The sequence below is a fragment of the Streptomyces tatrensis genome, from assembly GCF_049310065.1.
In the GTDB taxonomy this organism is placed as follows: domain Bacteria; phylum Actinomycetota; class Actinomycetes; order Streptomycetales; family Streptomycetaceae; genus Streptomyces.
On sequence record NZ_JBMDLB010000011.1, the window covers coordinates 704440 to 720886 of the forward strand.

Annotated in this window: 13 protein-coding genes; 8 read left to right on the plus strand and 5 right to left on the minus strand. The window is 74.8% G+C overall.

Annotated elements, in window-relative coordinates; genetic code table 11:
* Positions 1-5 precede the first annotated feature (5 nt).
* Both ACODT5_RS18790 and ACODT5_RS18795 read left to right on the plus strand, forming a co-directional pair.
* Positions 6-1205: a serpin family protein gene (locus tag ACODT5_RS18790; RefSeq protein ID WP_422520459.1), complete on the plus strand. Its 1200-nt coding sequence runs from the start codon at positions 6-8 to the stop codon at positions 1203-1205.
* Entirely contained in the window at positions 1202-2086 is an 885-nt protein-coding gene (locus ACODT5_RS18795; protein WP_422520460.1) for an aldo/keto reductase, read from the plus strand. Before ACODT5_RS18790 ends, ACODT5_RS18795 begins: the two co-directional genes overlap by 4 nt.
* Before the next feature lie 51 nt (positions 2087-2137).
* On the opposite strand, the gene ACODT5_RS18800 is transcribed toward ACODT5_RS18795, so the two are convergent.
* Positions 2138-3163 (minus strand): PfkB family carbohydrate kinase, encoded by a 1026-nt coding sequence (locus ACODT5_RS18800; protein WP_422520461.1) that lies wholly within the window; start codon positions 3161-3163, stop codon positions 2138-2140.
* Complete coding sequence (locus ACODT5_RS18805; protein WP_422520462.1) at positions 3160-3825, minus strand: bifunctional 4-hydroxy-2-oxoglutarate aldolase/2-dehydro-3-deoxy-phosphogluconate aldolase; 666 nt, start codon at positions 3823-3825, stop codon at positions 3160-3162. Before ACODT5_RS18805 ends, ACODT5_RS18800 begins: the two co-directional genes overlap by 4 nt.
* Positions 3826-3892: 67 nt before the next feature.
* On the opposite strand from ACODT5_RS18805, the gene ACODT5_RS18810 reads away from it, so the two are divergent.
* Positions 3893-4696, plus strand: coding sequence for an IclR family transcriptional regulator (locus ACODT5_RS18810; protein ID WP_422520463.1), 804 nt, complete (start codon positions 3893-3895; stop codon positions 4694-4696).
* A 196-nt stretch (positions 4697-4892) separates the two neighbouring features.
* Here ACODT5_RS18810 and ACODT5_RS18815 read toward each other — a convergent pair whose 3' ends face one another.
* Both ACODT5_RS18815 and ACODT5_RS18820 read right to left on the minus strand, forming a co-directional pair.
* Positions 4893-7055 carry a tetratricopeptide repeat protein gene (locus ACODT5_RS18815; protein WP_422520464.1) on the minus strand — a complete coding sequence of 721 codons (2163 nt, stop codon included), beginning with the start codon at positions 7053-7055 and terminating at the stop codon, positions 4893-4895.
* A gap of 92 nt (positions 7056-7147) precedes the next feature.
* Positions 7148-8191 carry a S66 family peptidase gene (locus ACODT5_RS18820; protein WP_422520465.1) on the minus strand — a complete coding sequence of 348 codons (1044 nt, stop codon included), beginning with the start codon at positions 8189-8191 and terminating at the stop codon, positions 7148-7150.
* A gap of 298 nt (positions 8192-8489) precedes the next feature.
* On the opposite strand from ACODT5_RS18820, the gene ACODT5_RS18825 reads away from it, so the two are divergent.
* The 4 genes from ACODT5_RS18825 (at position 8490) to ACODT5_RS18840 (ending at position 13908) form a co-directional block, all read left to right on the plus strand.
* A complete protein-coding gene (locus tag ACODT5_RS18825; RefSeq protein ID WP_422520466.1) occupies positions 8490-9005 on the plus strand; it encodes a helix-turn-helix domain-containing protein in 516 nt (171 codons plus the stop codon).
* Entirely contained in the window at positions 8998-9468 is a 471-nt protein-coding gene (locus ACODT5_RS18830) for a DUF4180 domain-containing protein (protein WP_422520467.1), read from the plus strand. The genes ACODT5_RS18825 and ACODT5_RS18830 overlap by 8 nt, the downstream gene beginning before the upstream one ends.
* A gap of 76 nt (positions 9469-9544) precedes the next feature.
* Complete coding sequence (locus tag ACODT5_RS18835) at positions 9545-11218, plus strand: sigma-70 family RNA polymerase sigma factor (RefSeq protein WP_422520468.1); 1674 nt, start codon at positions 9545-9547, stop codon at positions 11216-11218.
* Between the two features lie 155 nt (positions 11219-11373).
* Positions 11374-13908, plus strand: a complete 2535-nt coding sequence (locus ACODT5_RS18840; RefSeq protein WP_422520469.1) for a DEAD/DEAH box helicase — start codon at positions 11374-11376, stop codon at positions 13906-13908.
* Positions 13909-14039: 131 nt separating this feature from the next.
* Here the strand turns inward: ACODT5_RS18840 and gad are convergent, their stop codons facing one another.
* Complete coding sequence (gene gad / locus ACODT5_RS18845) at positions 14040-15431, minus strand: glutamate decarboxylase (RefSeq protein ID WP_422520470.1); 1392 nt, start codon at positions 15429-15431, stop codon at positions 14040-14042.
* A 145-nt stretch (positions 15432-15576) separates the two neighbouring features.
* Here gad and ACODT5_RS18850 point away from each other — a divergent pair, with 145 nt between their 5' ends.
* A complete protein-coding gene (locus ACODT5_RS18850) occupies positions 15577-16422 on the plus strand; it encodes a PepSY domain-containing protein (RefSeq protein WP_422520471.1) in 846 nt (281 codons plus the stop codon).
* Positions 16423-16447: the final 25 nt, after the last annotated feature.

Sequence of the window (16447 nt, forward strand, 5' to 3'; positions counted from 1 at the left end):
GTTCCATGGACAACTCGACGGTGGAGGCGGTCAACCGCCTGACGGCACGGTGGGCGGCGCGTTGGCCGGCGCAGCCCGCGGACGCGGCCGAAGGCACGGTGTTCACGGCCGCCGGGCTCTGGCCGCTGCTGGCCCTCCTCGCGGACGGCGCCGACGACCCGGCCCGCACCGAACTGGAGCAGGCACTCGGCATACCCGCCGAGACGGCGGCAGAGGCCGCCCGCGAGCTGTTGGCCGCCCTGGACGGCGTACGGGGCCTGCGCGCGGCCACCGGTGTGTGGGCGCGGCGGGACCTCCCGCTGGAGGCGGCGTGGTCGGCCCGGCTCCCGGCCGGGACCCGGTCCACGCTGACGGGAGACGAGGACACCGACCGCAAGGCCCTGGACGCCTGGGCCGCCGAGCGCACGGGCGGCCTGGTCGAGCAGATGCCGGTGGAGGCGGGCCCGCACGTCGACCTGGTCCTCGCCTCCGCGCTCGCGCTGAACCTGACCTGGGAGAAGCCCTTCTCCGAGCGGCCGGTTCAGCCGTCCCACGGCCCGTGGAGCGGGCGCCGGCTGCGCGGGCTGTCCGTCACCCACGCCTTCCCCGAGCGGATCCGGGTGGCCCGGGGATCCTCCGGCCCGGTCACCCTGCTCCGCGTACCCGGCGCGCCCGGCGCCCACGGCGTGGACGTGCACCTGGTGCTCGGCGAGCCCGGGGCCGCGCCGGGCGAGGTGCTGACCACCGGGATCTCCGAGGTCACGGGCGCGCTGGCCTCCTCGACCGCGAGGGAACTTCCCGACGGCGCCGCGGGACCCGGGCTGTCGCTGCGCACGGTGGATTCGACCAGCCCCGACCCCGTGGCCCGGATCGGGACGGTGGCCTTCGAGCTCCGCGCCGAGCACGACCTGCTGCTCCACTCCGAGCTGTTCGGGCTCACCTCCGCGGCCGCCCGCCCCGGCCACTTCCCCGGCATCTCCTCCGTCCCGCTGGCCGTCGGCTCGGCCCGCCAGTCGGCCGTGGCCCGCTTCCACGCGGAGGGCTTCGAGGCGGCGGCCGTCACCGCCGTAGGGATGTTCCGCGGGGCCGCGAGGACCCGGTCGCACCGGGTGCGGCAGGCCGAGTTCGAGGTGGACCGGCCCTTCGGCTTCCTCGCCGTCGACCGGGAGTCCGGTCTCGTGCTGTTCGCGGGGTGGGTCACCGACCCGGATACCCTCACCCGATGACTTCCGACAAGATCAACGCGGCCGACTCCGGCACCTGGCTCCTCGGCGACCTCCCGGTCCGCCGCATCGGCTTCGGCGCGATGCGGCTCACCCACCTCGCCGACGGCTCCCCCAGCGACCGGGACCGGGTGACCGGCGTGCTGAGGCGGGCCGTCGACCTGGGGGTCAACCACATCGACACGGCCGCCTTCTACTTCTCTCCGACCCGCTCGGCGAACGAGCTCATCAACCGGGCCCTCGCCCCGTACGCCGACGAGCTGGTCATCACCACCAAGGTCGGGCCGGGCCGCGACGCCGCCGGCGACTGGTGGTGGGCCACGCCCGCGCAGCTGCGCGGGCAGGTCGAGGAGAACCTGCGCCAGCTCGGCCGCGACCACCTGGACGTGGTCAACCTGCGCGTCCCGCGCCAGGCGGAGACCGGTTCGATCGCCGAGCACTTCGGTGCCCTCTCCGAACTGCGCACCGCCGGACTGATCCGGCACCTGGGCGTGTCCAACGTACGGCCGGACCACCTCGCCGAGGCGCGGGCCATCGCGCCCGTGGTCTGCGTGCAGAACGCCTACGGGATCGGTTCGCCGGCCGAGGAGCACGCCTTCCTCGACGCGTGCGGCGAGCAGGGCATCGCCTTCGTCCCCTTCTTCGCGATCGCGGGCGCGGGCAAGGAGGCCGGAGGGGTCACCGAGGAGGGCCCGGCGGTACGCGATCTCGCGCGGGCCCACGGGGTGTCCCCGGCCCAGCTCCGCCTGGCGTGGACCCTGAGCCGGGGCGCGCACGTCCTGGCCATCCCCGGCACCGGCAACCCGGAACACCTGGCCGAGAACGTCGCCGCCGGCGCGCTGCGGCTGCCGCCCGAGGAGACGGCCCTGCTCGAGGCCGCGTAGCAGCACCGGGCGCCCCCGCCGAGGCGGAAGCGCCCTCACCGTCCACCACGCTCATGCCGTCGCCCGCCCGGTCCTGTGGATGTCTTCGCGGTGGGCGGCCGCCAGGGCCGTCGTCTCGGTGAAGTCGGGGATGCGTCCGGTGCCGCCGCGGCCGGACACGGAGAGGGAGGCGGCCGCCGCCGCGTACGCCACGGAGTCCGCGAGGCTGTCGCCCAGTGCGAGCCGGGCGGTGGCGGTGCCGGTGAAGCAGTCCCCGGCGCCGGTCGCGTCGACCGGGTCCGGGTTGACGGGGACGGGGAGGTACGCCGCTGCCGTGCCGTCGTCCAGCAGCAGCCGGTCGGCGCCCGCGGTGACCGCGACGCTGCGGGCGCCCAGGGCGCGGTAGCGGGCGGCGGCCTCTGCCGGGTCGTGGGTGTCGACCAGGGCCAGCGCGTCGGCCGGGCAGGAGGTCTTCAGCAACCCGGTCAGCGGGGCGATGCGGGCCAGGAGTGTCCGTGCCTCACCCCGACTGGTCAGCCGGGAGCGGAAGTTGGGGTCGTAGGAGAGGTGCCCGCCGGCTTCGTGCACGGTGCGGGCGGCGAGCAGGACGGCTTCGCGGCTGCTCGGCGACAGGGCGCCGGCGATGCCGCTGGTGATGAGGGCCTTGGAGTCGGTCAGCAACTCCCGCCAGGACTCGACGTGTTCCACCGAGAGGGTGGAGCCGGCGCTGCCGGTGCGCCAGTACACGAACTCGCGGTCGCCCTCGGTGTCGGCGCAGAGCAGGTAGGCGCCGTTCGGGCGCGGGGAGCGGCGTACGTGGGAGACGTCCACGCCGAGTTCCGCGGCGCGGGCCAGCAGCGGGACGCTCAGCTCGTCCTCGCCGACGACGGCGAGGAGGGCGGTGCGGGCTCCGGCGGCGACGGCGGCGGCCGCCGCGTTCAGCGCGTCCCCGGAGAAGGAGACGCGGGCGGGGGTGCCGTCGGCGGCGTCCCGCAGGGCGGTCCCGGCGTGGATCTCGACGAGGACCTCACCGAGGACGAGGACGTCGTACCCCTGGGAGGCGGGCGCGCTCCGGCCCGTGTTCCCGGCCCCGGTCACGGACGCCGCTCCGGGCCCGCGCAGTCGCCGCAGCAGGGCCGGGCGAGGTCGGCGAAGAGGGCGGCCAGTTCGCCCGGGTCGGCCGGCAGGCCGCTGCCTATCCCGACGGCGGCGGCCCCGGCGGCGAGCCAGTCGCGGACCTCGCCGGGCTCGATCCCGCCGGTCGGGATGATCAGGGCGTCGGGGAGGACGGCCTTGAGGGAGCGGATGAAGCGCAGGCCGCCCACGTGGGCGGGGAACACCTTCGCCGCGCCGCCGGACCGGACGGCGGAGGCGATCTCGCCGGGGGTGAAGCCGCCTTCGATGAAGGCTGCCCCGCGCTCCCGGGCGACCTCGCGGACCTCGGGGGCCGGGTACGGGGAGATGAGGAAGGCGGCGCCCGCGTCGAGTGCGGTGCGTGCGGCCCGGGCGGTGGTGACCGTGCCGACTCCGATGAGGGCGGGCCGCCCCCGCGCGTCGGTGAGCGGGGCGGTGCGGGCCACCGCCCCGGCCCAGCCGGGGGTGGAGGTGGTGAGTTCGACGGCCCGGCAGCCGGCGGCGAGCAGGGCGGCGGTGTGGCGGACGGCCTCGTCCGCGTCGGCGTTGCGCAGGACCGGCAGCAGGCGCTGCGCGGTGATGGCCGCATACGGGTGACAGGACAAAGGGTCCTCCATTTGTTCCATGTAATGGAACTTAGTATCGTGTACCGGAACACTTCTGGTGCAGACCATACCCACCTCTGGAGATCCCTTGTCCACGGACGGCAGCAGGACCCCGAGCGCGGAGGCCGAAAGCGCTGCCCGCGGCGGCCGGACCTCCGCCGCGGGTACGGCGCTGGAGAAGTCGATGCGGATCCTGGAGGCCGTGGCCGCGCCCGGCGGCCCGCACCGGCTCACCGACGTCATGGCCGCGGCGGCCGTGCCGAAGTCGAGCACCTTCCGCATCCTGGCCTCGCTGATCGAGCAGGGCTTCGTACGCTCCGAGGGCGAGAGCCGCTACGGCGTCGGCCCGCGGCTGCGCACGCTGTCCGCCCTGGTCGGCAGCGGGGAGCCGGCCGGCATCGAGCAGATCCTGCGGGAGCTGCAGGAGGCCACCGGGCAGGCGGTCCATCTCGCCCTGCACAGCGGGGAGACCATCACCTACATCCGGAAGCTGGAGAGCACGCAGCCCTTCCGGACCGCCTCGCGGGTCGGCATGCGGATGCCGCTGCACACGACGGCGATCGGCAAGAGCATCCTGGCCGGGCTGCCCGGGGACGAGGCCCGCGAGCTGGTCGCCGCGGCCGGTCTGCCGCGCCGCACGCCGAACACGCTCACGACGCCACAGGCCCTGGAAGCGGAGCTGGAGGCCGTACGGGCGCGGGGGTTCGCCGTGGACGACGAGGAGAACGAGGCGACGATCCGCTGCGTCGGCGCCGCGATCCTCGACACCGAGGGCCGCCCGATCGGCGGCGTCAGCATCACGACCGTGACCTTCCTGGTCTCCCGCACGGAGATCGAGGCCTACGCGCCCGCCCTGCTCGCGGCCACCCGGGCACTGGCCCCGCTGCTGTAGCCCACCAGGGCCTGTCGTCAAAGTCCCGTCGTCGCCCGGAGGGCGGCCGCGCGGCGTCTGGTGCGTGGTCTCGGCGTGCCGGGCGGAAGCCCGCGTACTGGACGTACTTGGCTTGCGCCCGGTGCGGCGAGAGCGCGTGCCAGACGTCGCGAGGCAGACGGGAGTTTGACGACAGGCCCTAGGGGGCGCGAGCAGGTCAGTCGGGGCGGTGCGCGCGCCGTGCGTCCTCGGGCCGGTCGGCGGCGGGATCCCGGCCCGCGGACCGGGCCAGCAGTTCCCGGGCCGCTCGCAGGTGGCGGTGGCCCGGTTCCAGCACGGACTCGGCCCGCGCCAGGGCGCCGGTCAGCACCGCGGCCGCCTCGGGGGCCCGCCCCTGGGCGAGCAGGGCGCGGGCCCATTCCAGGCGGGAGTAGAACACGTGGGGGTGGTCCTCGCCGAGCACCCGGGTCCGGTCGGCGGTGAGTTCCGCCCAGGCCCCGGCCGCCTCGGCGGTGCGCCCGGCGCGGGCCGCCAGCGCGGCCAGGCTTCCCCGGATGGCGAGCGTGTGCGGATCGTCGGGCCCGATCCCCTCGGCGGCTTCGGCCTCGGCCAGCAGCCTGCGGAACTCCGCCTCCGCATGAGCCGGTTCGCACGGGCGGAACCAGATCAGGCTGCGCCGGGTCGCCAGTACCTGCGGATGGCCGGCGCCGTGGACCCGTAAGCGGTCGGTCAGCAGCGCCTCCAACTGACCTGCCGCCGCGCGGGGATCACCGCCCTCTCCGGTGAAGTAGGCCAGCTGGTGGCGGGCCGCCAGAGCGTCCGGGTGATCGGGCCCCAGCACCTGCGCCACGTCCGCGAGCAGCTCCGCGAACTGGGCCGCGGCGGCCAGATGGTTCCCGGCCTCCCCTACGAAGAAGGCCAGTTGATGCCGCGCCGCCAGGGTGTCGGGGTGCCTCGGCCCGAGCCGGCCGGCGCGCCTGCGGGCGATCCCGGCGAGATCGGCGGCGGCCCGGCGCGGTTTCCCGGAGTCCCCGATGGCGATGGCCAGCGGCAGTTCGGCGCCGGGGACCCCGCCGCGGGAGGCGAGGCCCAGGGCTTCGACGGCCCGCGCGAGGCGCCCCTCCTGATGGGCGACGAGCCCCATGTCGTAGGCGTCGGCGGGCTCCACCAGGGGCAGCAGTCCGCGCCACAGGTGGTCGGGCACGGGACCGTTGCCCGGAGCGTTCAACAGGTAGTCGAACGCGGTGAATCCGGCCCCGAAGTTGCCGATGAGCAGCCCGCTCGTGGCGTAGGCGGCGGCGCAGGCCCAGTCCATCGCCTCCGCGAACGGCTCGGGCTGGAGGTCCCCGCCGCCGCGGGCCGCCAGGTAGGGGGCGTGCAGCTCGCGCAGCCAGGCGCGGCTCACCGGGCGGCGCAGTCCGGCCCGGCGGCAGTCCACCGCCGCGGCGACCACGGCGGCGCCGCGCGGATTGGCGCCCGGGGCCCAGGCGTTCTCCCAGGCCGCCAGGAGCTCAGGACCGGCCGCCAGCACCTCGGCCACCCCGAACCGCTCGCCCGCGCGCAGCGCGGCCCCGATGCGCGGATCGCCCTGGTGGGCGGCGGCCCGGCCGCGCTCCGCCCTGGACCAGTGCCGGGGCAGCCTGATGACGGCCGCCTGGTGGAGCAGGTCGCGCTGGGCCCGCCAGGCGTCCCGGTCGGAGCCGGTGAGCCGGCTCTCCTCACGGGCGTCGTAGCGCCGGTACTCCTCGACCCGCATCGTCGCGATGACCACCGTCGTGCGCAGGGAGGCCAGTTGTGCGGCGCCGAGGCCGCCCGCGCCGAGGTGGTCCTCCAGGTCGTCCAGCCAGAGCACGGCGCGGCGCCGCCGCCCGGCGATCCGTACCGCTTCGGGCAGCGCGGCGCGGGACAGCGGGCGGACGAAGGCGTGCCGGGGGTAGCGGGTGCGGGCCACCTCGTAGGCGAGCCGGGTCTTGCCCGCCGTGGACTCCCCCACCACGAGGACGAAGCGGCTCCGCTCCAGGGCGGCCCGCAGCCCCGGTTCGGCGTCGCGCCGGATGTACGCGGGCGGGGCGGCCGGGGCCTCGGCCGGGTGGGCTCCGGCCAGTTCGGGGCGGTCCACCTGGCGCAGCAGCGGGATCCGGCCCCCGGCGGTACGCAGGAGCTCCCCGGCGGCCCGGGGGTCGGCGCCCTCCCCGGAAGGCCGCATCAGCTCGGCGGCCAGTCCGGACAGCGTGGTGACGGCCGCGCCGATCCCGGCGGCCCAGGGCCCCGAGGTCCACACCGCCGCCAGCGCCACCGCACCCGCTCCGAGCCCTACCGAACCGAGGTATCCGGCCCAGCCCCGTGCCCGGCCGGATCCCCTGAAGAGCAACGTCGACATGCCGCCCCCAACACGTCCCGTGGGAGCCCCATTGTCACCCCGTACCCGGCCGTGGGAACCCCAACGGAGCTACGGGTAAGGGATGTTCGCCGTCAGTACGTGACGTGGAGGCGGCGGGCGGGCCCGTCCACCCGGATGCGGCCCCCGACGGGGATCACGATCTGCGGGTCGGTGTGTCCGAGATCCACGTCGAAGACGGCCATGGTGTCGGGGGCGTACTCGCCGAGGGCCCGCAGGACGGCCTCGCGCTGCTCGTGGCGGTAGCGCTCCCGCTCCTCGGCGTCGAAGCGCTTCTCGAAGGACCAGCTCTTCGCCCGGCCCATCAGGAGGGCGGGGAACTGCCGCAGCAGTCCGCGCTCACCCATGTTGCGCAGGATCCAGTAGACGTCCTGGGAGCGCGGCATGTCCTCCGAGGTCTCCAGGAAGAGCACCCCGCCGGCGTACTCCTCCACGGGCCGCACGGCACGGTCGGCCATCAGGAGCCAGGAGATGATCTCCAGGTTGCCGCCCCAGCTGTTGCCTTCGACCACGCGGTCGGCGTTGTGCCAGGTCCAGCCCTTGGCCGGGTCGAGTTCCGGTTCGCCGTCGAAGGTGCGGGGGTCGTCCCAGGGGCCGTTGACGTCCCCGCTGGCGCCGGCGGCGGTCAGCTCGTACTCGCCGGAGGTGAACAGTGCCGCCCGCAGGGACTCGGCCGTCAGCGGGTGCATGGCGCCGGGCCGTCCGAGCTCGACCATCACCGAGCTCCCGTGATAGGCGACCAGCCCCAGGTTCCTGAGGTGCAGGAGGAGGTTGGTGTTGTCGCTGTAGCCGAAGAACGGCTTGGGGTGGGCGCGCAGGAGATCGGCGTCGAGGTGCGGGAGCAGCGTGATCTGGTCGTCGCCGCCGATGCTGGCGATCACGGCCTTGATCTCGGGATCGGCGAAGGCGGCGTGGAGGTCGGCGGCCCGCTCCTGCGGCGTCGCGCCCATCTTCCGGGTGGTCGGGTACTCCACCGGCACCAGCCCGAACTCCTCCCGGAGCCGGCGCAGCCCCAACTCGTAGGGCTGCGGGAAGAGCGCGGGCAGACCGGCCGAAGGGGAGAGCACCGCGACGCGGTCTCCGGGGCGGGGCTTGGCGGGGTAGCGAGGATCCGTCATCCGATGATCCTAGGAGCGGACCCGGCCGCAGTCGAAGCGGTTTCCGTGGGCCCCCCGCACCCTCTCGGCGGATGCGGCGGGGTGATCGAGTCGCGGGTGCGACAGCCGAGTTGATCCCCGCCGGGTCGCCCTGAGCGAGCCCGGGTCACCAGGCTCCGGGTTGCGAGGGCATCGGGGCGGCGGGCCGGGAGACGGCCGCAGCCGAACTCCTCCTCGGCTGCCGACCTCGCGGCATCGAATCTTCCCTAACATTCTCTATCAGAACGTATTCACCCCTCTTAGGGTAGGATCCGGAAGCATGAGTGACGAAGGACGCGAGCTGTACTCGGTCGGCGAGGTCGCCGAACTGCTCGGGCTGCACGTGCGCACCGTCCGGAACTACGTGCGCGAAGGCCGGCTGAAAGCCGTCCGCATCGGCAAGCAGTACCGGATCAGCCGGGCCGACTTCGAGGCCCTGACCAGCCGTCCCGCCCCGGCCGCCGGGGATCCCTCCGCCGCCGGGGAGACACCGCGGCGGCACCTGGAGGTGTCGAGCATCGTGCAGGTCGACGCGATCGGCCCCGACGCGGCGAGCCGGCTCGCGAACCTCGTCACGGCGAGCGCCCAGTCCCCGCGGGCCACCCCGGCCGCGCTGCGCGTCCAGACGGTCTACGACAAGGAGCGGGCCCGCATGAAGATCGTGATCCTCGGCGACGCCGCCACCACCGCCGATCTGCTGCAGTTGATCGACGGGGTGCTCGGCCCGGGCAACGGCATGGGGAACGACCTGGACCACGACCCCGACCACGACGCGGGAGCGGTGCACCGTGGCTGACCTCATCCAGGAACACCACGGCGTACCGGTCCTGGTCTGCGGCGCCGACGGTCCGCCCGTCGCCACCGAGCAGGACGCGCTCGACCAGCTGATCGGCGGCGCCTTCTACCGGACCGACATCGTCGCCGTCCCGGTCGAGCGCCTGGACGCCGGCTTCTTCGACCTGCGCAGCGGGCTCGCCGGGGCGATCATGCAGAAGTTCGTGAACTACCGGGTCCGCCTGGTGGTCGTGGGTGACCTTGCGCACCACCTGGGGGCGAGTTCGGCCCTGCGCGATCTCGTACGGGAATCGAACGAGGGCCGCCACATCTGGTTCCTGCCCGATCTCGGCGCCCTGGCCGCCCGGCTCGCCCCGGCCGGGGAAACGGGGCCGGAAACGGGGCCGGAAGCCGGGCCCGAACCAGGTCGGGGAGCGGGGCCGGGTACTCCGGATTCCGCATCCGCGAAACCGTTCGGCGGATAAGCGTTATCAAAGTCCCCCTCGACGGTCTCCCAGGTATTGGGCATCATCGAGCGCCGGTACGGACAGGGACTTTTCTATGAGCACATCGCACACGGCAGCGCTGGTCGCCGCGGCCCGCGCGGGCGATCCCCGCGCACAGGACGACCTGGTCAGCGCCTATCTGCCGCTGGTCTACAACATCGTCGGGCGGGCCCTGAACGGGTCCGTCGACGTGGACGACGTCGTCCAGGACACGATGCTGCGGGCGCTCGACGGGCTGGGCGGCCTGCGCGACGACCACAGCTTCCGGTCCTGGCTGGTCGCGATCGCCATGAACCGGGTGCGCGCCCACTGGCAGGCCCGTCGGAGCGCCCCCGGCGAGAGCGGCCTGGAAGCCGCCTGGGAGCTCGCCGATCCCGGCGCCGACTTCGCGGACCTGACCGTCGTACGGCTCCAGCTGGAGGGCCAGCGCCGCGAGACGGCCCGTGCCACGCGCTGGCTGGAGCCCGACGACCGGGCACTGCTGTCCCTGTGGTGGCTGGAGTGCGCCGGGGAGCTGACGCGCACCGAGATGGCGAACGCGCTCGAGCTGTCCGCGCAGCACACGGCGGTACGGGTCCAGCGGATGAAGGCGCAGCTGGAGGCGGCCCGGGTGGTGGAGCGGGCGCTGGATGCCCAGCCGCCCTGCGAGGACCTGCGGGCGGTGGTGGCGAGCTGGGACGGTCTGCCCTCGGCGCTGTGGCGCAAGCGAATAGCCCGGCACGCCCGCGCGTGCCTGCGGTGCGGCGGCCTGTGGAACGGCCTGCTCCCGGCCGAAGGGCTCCTGGCCGGGCTGGCGCTGGTGCCGGTCTCGGCGGCGCTGCTCGCGGGCGTACGGGCGGCCACGGCCTCCGGCTTCACCGCCGCGGGCCTGTCCACCACCGCTTCGGCGCACGCCGTCGGCGGCTCCCCCACTCCGGGCGGCTCCCCCACCCCGGGCGCCGGCCCCGTCGACGGCGGCGACGGCCTGGCGCAGTTCGCCGCGGTGGGCGGCCCCGGGGACGGCCGTGCCTCGCTCCGCAAGCAGCGGCGCACCCGCGGCCGGCGCCGGATGATCGGTGGCGCGGTGCTCGCCGCCTGTGTCGTGGGAGGCGGGCTGACCTACCTCGGCACCCGGCCCGGCACGGCCTCCCCCGAGGCGCCCGCGGCGGCGCTCGTGGCCCCGGAGTCGCAGAGCGCACTGCCCCCGGAGCCGGCCTCCCCCACCCCGAGCCCCTCGGTGTCCGCCTCGCCGAACGCCTCGCCGAGCCCCAGCCCGACGCCGAGCCCGACGCCGACCCCCACGCCCACCCCGAAGCCGAGCCCGAAGTCCACCCCTCCGAAGAGCCCCGCTCCCGCCCCGCCGGGCGGGAGCACCGCCGCCCAGGTGATAGCCCTGGTCAACTCCGAGCGCGCGAAGGCCGGCTGCGGGCCACTCAGGGACGACGCGCAGCTGCGTACGGCCGCCCAGGGCCACTCCGACGACATGGCGCGGCGGGACTTCTTCTCGCACACCAACCCGGACGGCGCGGACCCGGGCAAGCGGACCACGGCCGCCGGGTACCGCTGGTCCACCTACGGGGAGAACATCGCGAAGGGACAGCGGACGGCGGCTTCCGTCATGGATTCCTGGATGAAGAGCCAGGGCCACCGCGAGAACATCCTCAACTGCTCCTTCAAGGACATCGGCGTGGGCATCCACCAGGGCGCCGGCGGCCCGTGGTGGACGCAGAACTTCGGTGCCCGGATGTGACCCCCGAGGCCCGGCCCCCGAGCCCGGTCCGCCCGTATCCTCCCCGGCCCCCTGCCCCCGCCCGCTCCGCCGCGCCCATCGGTACGATCTCCCCTCATTGATTCAAAATGGGGGCAAGATAGGGGCTGGAAGCAAACCGGCAGATCACGGTGGAGGTGGGGCGCATCAGCAGGCAGAAACTCCGTCCGCACCAGCGCGAGGCCGTCGACGCCGCCGTGCGGGCGCTGGAACTGCCCGCCGGGCGCAGGGTCCCACGGACCGGGCTCCGTACGCAGGTGATCATGGCAACGGGCTCCGGCAAGTCGCTGGTCGCCGTGCACACGGCCGCGGAACTGCGGGCCGGCCGGGTCCTGGTCCTGGTGCCCTCCCTGGACCTGCTCGTGCAGACCGCGACGGCCTGGCGGGAGGGCGGCCGGACCGGCCGCGCCTTCGCCGTCTGCTCGCTGCGCGGCGAGGACGCGGGGATGCCCACCACCACCGACCCGGCCGAACTGGCCGACTGGGCGGGCCCGCCCGTCGACCGGGTCACGGTCTACGCCACGTACGCCTCGCTGGGTCTCGGCACCATCGAACGCGCGCACCGCGAGGGGCTGCCCGGCTGGGACCTGATCGTGGTCGACGAGGCGCACCGGACCTCGGGGCGGATCGGCAAGCCCTGGGCGGTGGTGCACGACAACCTGCGGATCCCCTCGGTCCGCCGGCTCTACATGACGGCCACGCCCCGGGTCTGGCAGTCCGCCGAGGATTCCGGATCCGCCGAGGATTCCGAGCCCGCCGAAGGCACTGAAGGCCCCCGCCGGCTGCCGGAAGGCGGACGCGGCCGGGGCGACCTGGTGGCCTCCATGGAGGACGATCCGGACGGCCCGTTCGGCGCGCGCTGCTACACCCTCACCCTCTCGGAGGCCGTCGACCGGGGCATCTGCGCGCCCTACCGGGTGGTCTGCGTGGACGTCAGCGATCCGGAGTTCCAGGCGGCCGTGCTCCTCGGGCCGGACGGACGCTCCGACGCCGTGCGCGGGGTGCGGCTCGCGGCGCTCCAGACGGCGCTGGTGACGGCCGCCGTGCGGCAGGGGTTCCGGCGCACCCTCGTCTTCCACCACCTGACCAAGGAGGCCGAGGCCTTCGCGGCCGGGCTGCCCGCGGTCGCCGCCCGGCTGCGCGCCACGAGCTGGGCCCCCCGGCCGGTGTACCCCCGTACGGTCTGGGCGGACTGGCTGTGCGGACAGCACACGGTGGCGCACCGACGGCGGGTACTGGGCGCCTTCGCGGACGACCGGGTCGCGGACAAGGCCTTCCTGGGCAGCGTCCGGGTGCTGGGCGAGGGCGTGGACACCAAGGAGTGCGACTCGGTCTTCTGGGCCGACGTACGGGGTTCCATGCCCGACCTGGTGCAGGCCGTCGGCCGGGCGCTGCGCATCCGGCCCGGGGAGGGCAAGGTCGCCTCCCTCGTGGTGCCGGTGCTGCTGGGGCCCGGCGAGTCCCCCGAGACGATGCTGACCTCACGGGCGTACGGGGACCTCGCGCGGCTGCTGGAGGCGCTACGGGCCCACGACACCCGGCTCGTCGAGTCCCTGGCGCAGCCCCAGGCCCCGAGCCGGCGCGGGGCACCGGGCGCGGGCGGCGCGGAGTCCGTGGGCGGCTCCGGGCTGCGGGGAGGCGCGCAGGCCCTGCTGAGCTTCTCCACGCCCCGCGACCCGGCGCTGCTGGCGGCCTTCGTCCGGCTGCGCGTCCTGCACCCGGAGCACGAGCACTGGCGGCGCGGGGTGGAGGCCGCCCGGATCTACGCCGGGATCGCCGGGGACCTCAAGGTGCCGTTCGCGTTCAAGGTGCCCTCGGCCGGTGGCGCCCAGGAGGCGGGCGCGGCGGACGGCGAGGCCCCCGGTCCCGGGGCCCCGTGGCCGCCGGGGCTGGCCCGGTTCCCGCTCGGCCAGTGGATCGCCGATGCCCGGCGCACGTACCGCCGCGGGGCGCTCGGCCGGCGGCGGGTGGAGCAGCTCGACGAACTGGGCATGGTGTGGAGCCACTTCGACGTGGCCTTCGAGGAGGGACTCGCCGCGGCGAGCGGCTGGGCCGCCGAGAACGGCCACCTGCTGCCTCCGGTGGACGCCACCTGGCGCGGCGCCCCGGTCGGGGTCTGGGTCAAGAACCAACGCGCGGCGGCCCGCCGGGAGGGCCCCGGAGCCCTGTCCGAGGAGCGCCGGGAGGCCCTGGAGGCCATCGACGCGTCCTGGTGTCCGGCCTGGGACATCTCCTGGCAGCGGTGCTTCCACCTGACCCGGGTCCACCTGGACGCGGGCGGCCGGCTCCCGGCGCGTCCCGGGGAGGCCGTCGTCCAGGGCGAGGACCTCGGGGTGTGGCTGCGCGGCCAGCGCACCTCCTGGGAGCGCCTCGCCTGGGCCCAGCGCTGGCTGCTGGAGCACACCCTCGGGGTGACCCCGGCCGAGGGCGCGGACCGGCCGAGGCCCCGGGTCGCCCACGCGGACGCGTGGGCGGCGCACTTGGAGGCGGCCCGGCGCTTCCACGACCGCGAGCGGCACCTGCGGGTGCCCCGTACGCACGTGGAGCGGGTCGGCGACCGGGACCTGCGCCTCGGCTCCTGGATCGCCAACCAGCGCTCCCGCGCCGCGACCCTCACCCCGGAGCGGACGGCCGCGCTGACGGAGCTGGGGATGCGCTGGCCGGCGCCCTGAGGGCCGGGCCCTCCCGGCGGGTGCCGGGGGGCCGGGCCCCTCCCGTGCCAGGGGGCCGGGCCCCTCCCGGCGGGTGCCAGGGGGCCGGGCCCTTCTCGGCGGGCGCCAGGCCGGGCCCTTCCCTGCGGGTGTCAGTGGTGGAAGCCGGACCGGGGCGGGGCCGCGGGCACGGGCTGCGGGTGCGCGACGAGGTGTTCCACGGCGAGGCGCAGGTCGGAGACGAGCAGCGCGATCTGGTCCCGGGTCACCCCGTGCCGGATCAGGACCCGTTGGATGACCGTGTCGTCGCGCTCGGCGGGCAGCGGGTACGAGGGCACCTGCCAGCCGCGCATCCGGAGCCGGTCGGAGAGGTCGTAGAGGGTGAATCCCGCGCCCTCCGGGTCGGTGAGCCGGTAGGAGACGGCGGGCAGTGCGCCCTGGCCGTCGTAGAGGAGGGTGAAGGGGCCGATGGTCTCGATCTCGCGGGCCAGGTACTGGGCGGTGTCGGCGCAGGCCTGCTGGACCCGGCGGTAGCCGCCCCGGCCCAGGCGCAGGAACAGGTAGTACTGGGCGATGATCTCGCCGCCCGGCCGGGAGAAGTTGAGGGCGAAGGTGGGCATGTCCCCGCCGAGGTAGTCCACGGAGAAGACGAGGTCGGCCGGGAGCAGATCGGCCGTGCGCCAGACGATCCAGCCGACGCCCAGCGGGGCGAGGCCGTACTTGTGCCCGGAGGTGTTGACGGAGGCCACGCGCGGCAGCCGGAAGTCCCAGACCACGTCGGGGTGGAGGAAGGGGGCCACGAAGCCGCCGCTGGCGGCGTCCACGTGGATCGGCACGTCCCAGCCGTGCTCGGTCTGGATCCGGTCGAGTTCGGCGGAGATCTCGGCGACGGGCTCGTAGACGCAGGTGTAGGTGACGCCGAGGATGGCGACGACGCCGATGGTGTTCTCGTCGACGTTCGCGGCGAGCTGTTCGGGGCGCAGGCCGGTGGCTCCGGGCAGCAGGGGGAGCTGGCGGAGCTCGACGTCGAAGTAGCGGGCGAACTTCTCCCAGCAGACCTGCACCGGCCCGCACACCAGGTTCGGCCTGTCGGTGGGCAGTCCGGCGGCGCGGCGGCGCTCGCGCCAGCGCCACTTGAGGGCGAGGCCGCCGAGCATGGCGGCCTCGCTGGAGCCGGTGGTGGAGCAGCCGGTGCCGGTGGAGCCGGCGGGGGCGTTCCACAGGTCGGCCAGGATGTTGACGCAGCGGGCCTCGATCTCGGCCGTCTGCGGGTACTCGTCCTTGTCGATCATGTTCTTGTCGAGGCACTCGTTCATCAGCCGGTGGACCCCGTCGTCCGACCAGGTGGTGCAGAAGGTGGCCAGGTTCTGGGCGGCGTTGCCGTCGAGGAGCAGCTCGTTGTGGAGGAGCTGGTAGACCACCTCGGAGGGCGAGTGGTCTTCGGGCATCCGGTACTTGGGGAGGATCTCGCCGCTGAGGGTGGACGCGAACACGTCCGTCTCGGCGTCGCGGGCACGCAGGTCCTTCGTCTCATGGAGAGCCATATCGGGACTATAACGGGATAGAACCGGACAGATCATCCTGAAGTCGACTTCAGGATGCTTCAGGGAGGGTTCAGGAGGGGCCCCGAGAGTGGAGTCGTCGCCAGCCGGTGACACAGGCAGTGAGACAGCCGCTCGGGAGGGCCCCATGAACGTCCGCACGACCGCCACCGCGAAGACCCCGGCCTCCGCCCGCCGGCGCCGCCTGCCGGCCGCCACCCTCGCGGCCGGGGCGCTCACCCTCACCCTCTCGCTCACCGCGTGCGGCGGCTCGGGCTCCGACCCCGGCGTGGACAAGGCCCGCGCCGCCGGCAACGCGGCCCCGGCCGCGGCCGCCGGCTCCTCCACCGGCTCCCACACCGACTCCGAGTCCCCCGCGGCGGCCCCGGAGCGGGCCCCGGCGGAACAGGGCGGCCCGAAGACCTCCCGCATCCAGGCCATGGCGACCGCCGAGAAGTCGGTGCCCGGCGGCCGGATCACGGACGTGGAGCTGGAGACCGAGGACGGCACCCAGGTCTGGGAGATCGACGCCGTGACCGCCGGGCCGCGCGTGCACAACCTCACGGTGGACGCGGCCACCGGCGCGCTGCTGGCCAACCGGGCCGACCGGATGCCCGAACGCGCCCGCCAGCACCTGGAGATCCCGCTCGCCAAGCCGGCCGCCGCGAGCGTGGACCGCGAGGACGCAGTCCGCAGCGCCGTGGCGAAGGCGGGCGCGGGCTTCGTCTCCGAGCTGTCCATCCAGGGCACCGAGGCCGGGCCGCTGTGGCGGATCGAGGTCAGCGACGGCCCGGTCCGGCACGAGATCGACGTCGACGCGAAGACGGGCGAGGTGACCCGCCACCAGGAGGAACAGGAGGAAGGGGACCGCGAGGACGGCAGCGCCGGCGACAGCAACAGCCGTGACGGCAGGGCCTCCGAGCAGGAGATCCGCGACCGCTCCGGCAACCTCGGTCAGGACCACTACGACTGGTCGCAGCACGCCCGCCGCTGAGAGCATCCACCACCAATGGGTAGGA

What these genes read in the sequence shown, in the direction of transcription:
- ACODT5_RS18825 (WP_422520466.1), top strand. Translation starts at nt 8,490, where the DNA reads ATGAGTGACGAAGGACGCGAGCTGTACTCGGTCGGCGAGGTCGCCGAA.
- ACODT5_RS18815 (WP_422520464.1), bottom strand. Translation starts at nt 7,055, where the DNA reads ATGTCGACGTTGCTCTTCAGGGGATCCGGCCGGGCACGGGGCTGGGCC.
- ACODT5_RS18790 (WP_422520459.1), top strand. Translation starts at nt 6, where the DNA reads ATGGACAACTCGACGGTGGAGGCGGTCAACCGCCTGACGGCACGGTGG.
- ACODT5_RS18795 (WP_422520460.1), top strand. Translation starts at nt 1,202, where the DNA reads ATGACTTCCGACAAGATCAACGCGGCCGACTCCGGCACCTGGCTCCTC.
- ACODT5_RS18835 (WP_422520468.1), top strand. Translation starts at nt 9,545, where the DNA reads ATGAGCACATCGCACACGGCAGCGCTGGTCGCCGCGGCCCGCGCGGGC.
- ACODT5_RS18805 (WP_422520462.1), bottom strand. Translation starts at nt 3,825, where the DNA reads ATGGAACAAATGGAGGACCCTTTGTCCTGTCACCCGTATGCGGCCATC.
- gad (WP_422520470.1), bottom strand. Translation starts at nt 15,431, where the DNA reads ATGGCTCTCCATGAGACGAAGGACCTGCGTGCCCGCGACGCCGAGACG.
- ACODT5_RS18820 (WP_422520465.1), bottom strand. Translation starts at nt 8,191, where the DNA reads ATGACGGATCCTCGCTACCCCGCCAAGCCCCGCCCCGGAGACCGCGTC.
- ACODT5_RS18850 (WP_422520471.1), top strand. Translation starts at nt 15,577, where the DNA reads ATGAACGTCCGCACGACCGCCACCGCGAAGACCCCGGCCTCCGCCCGC.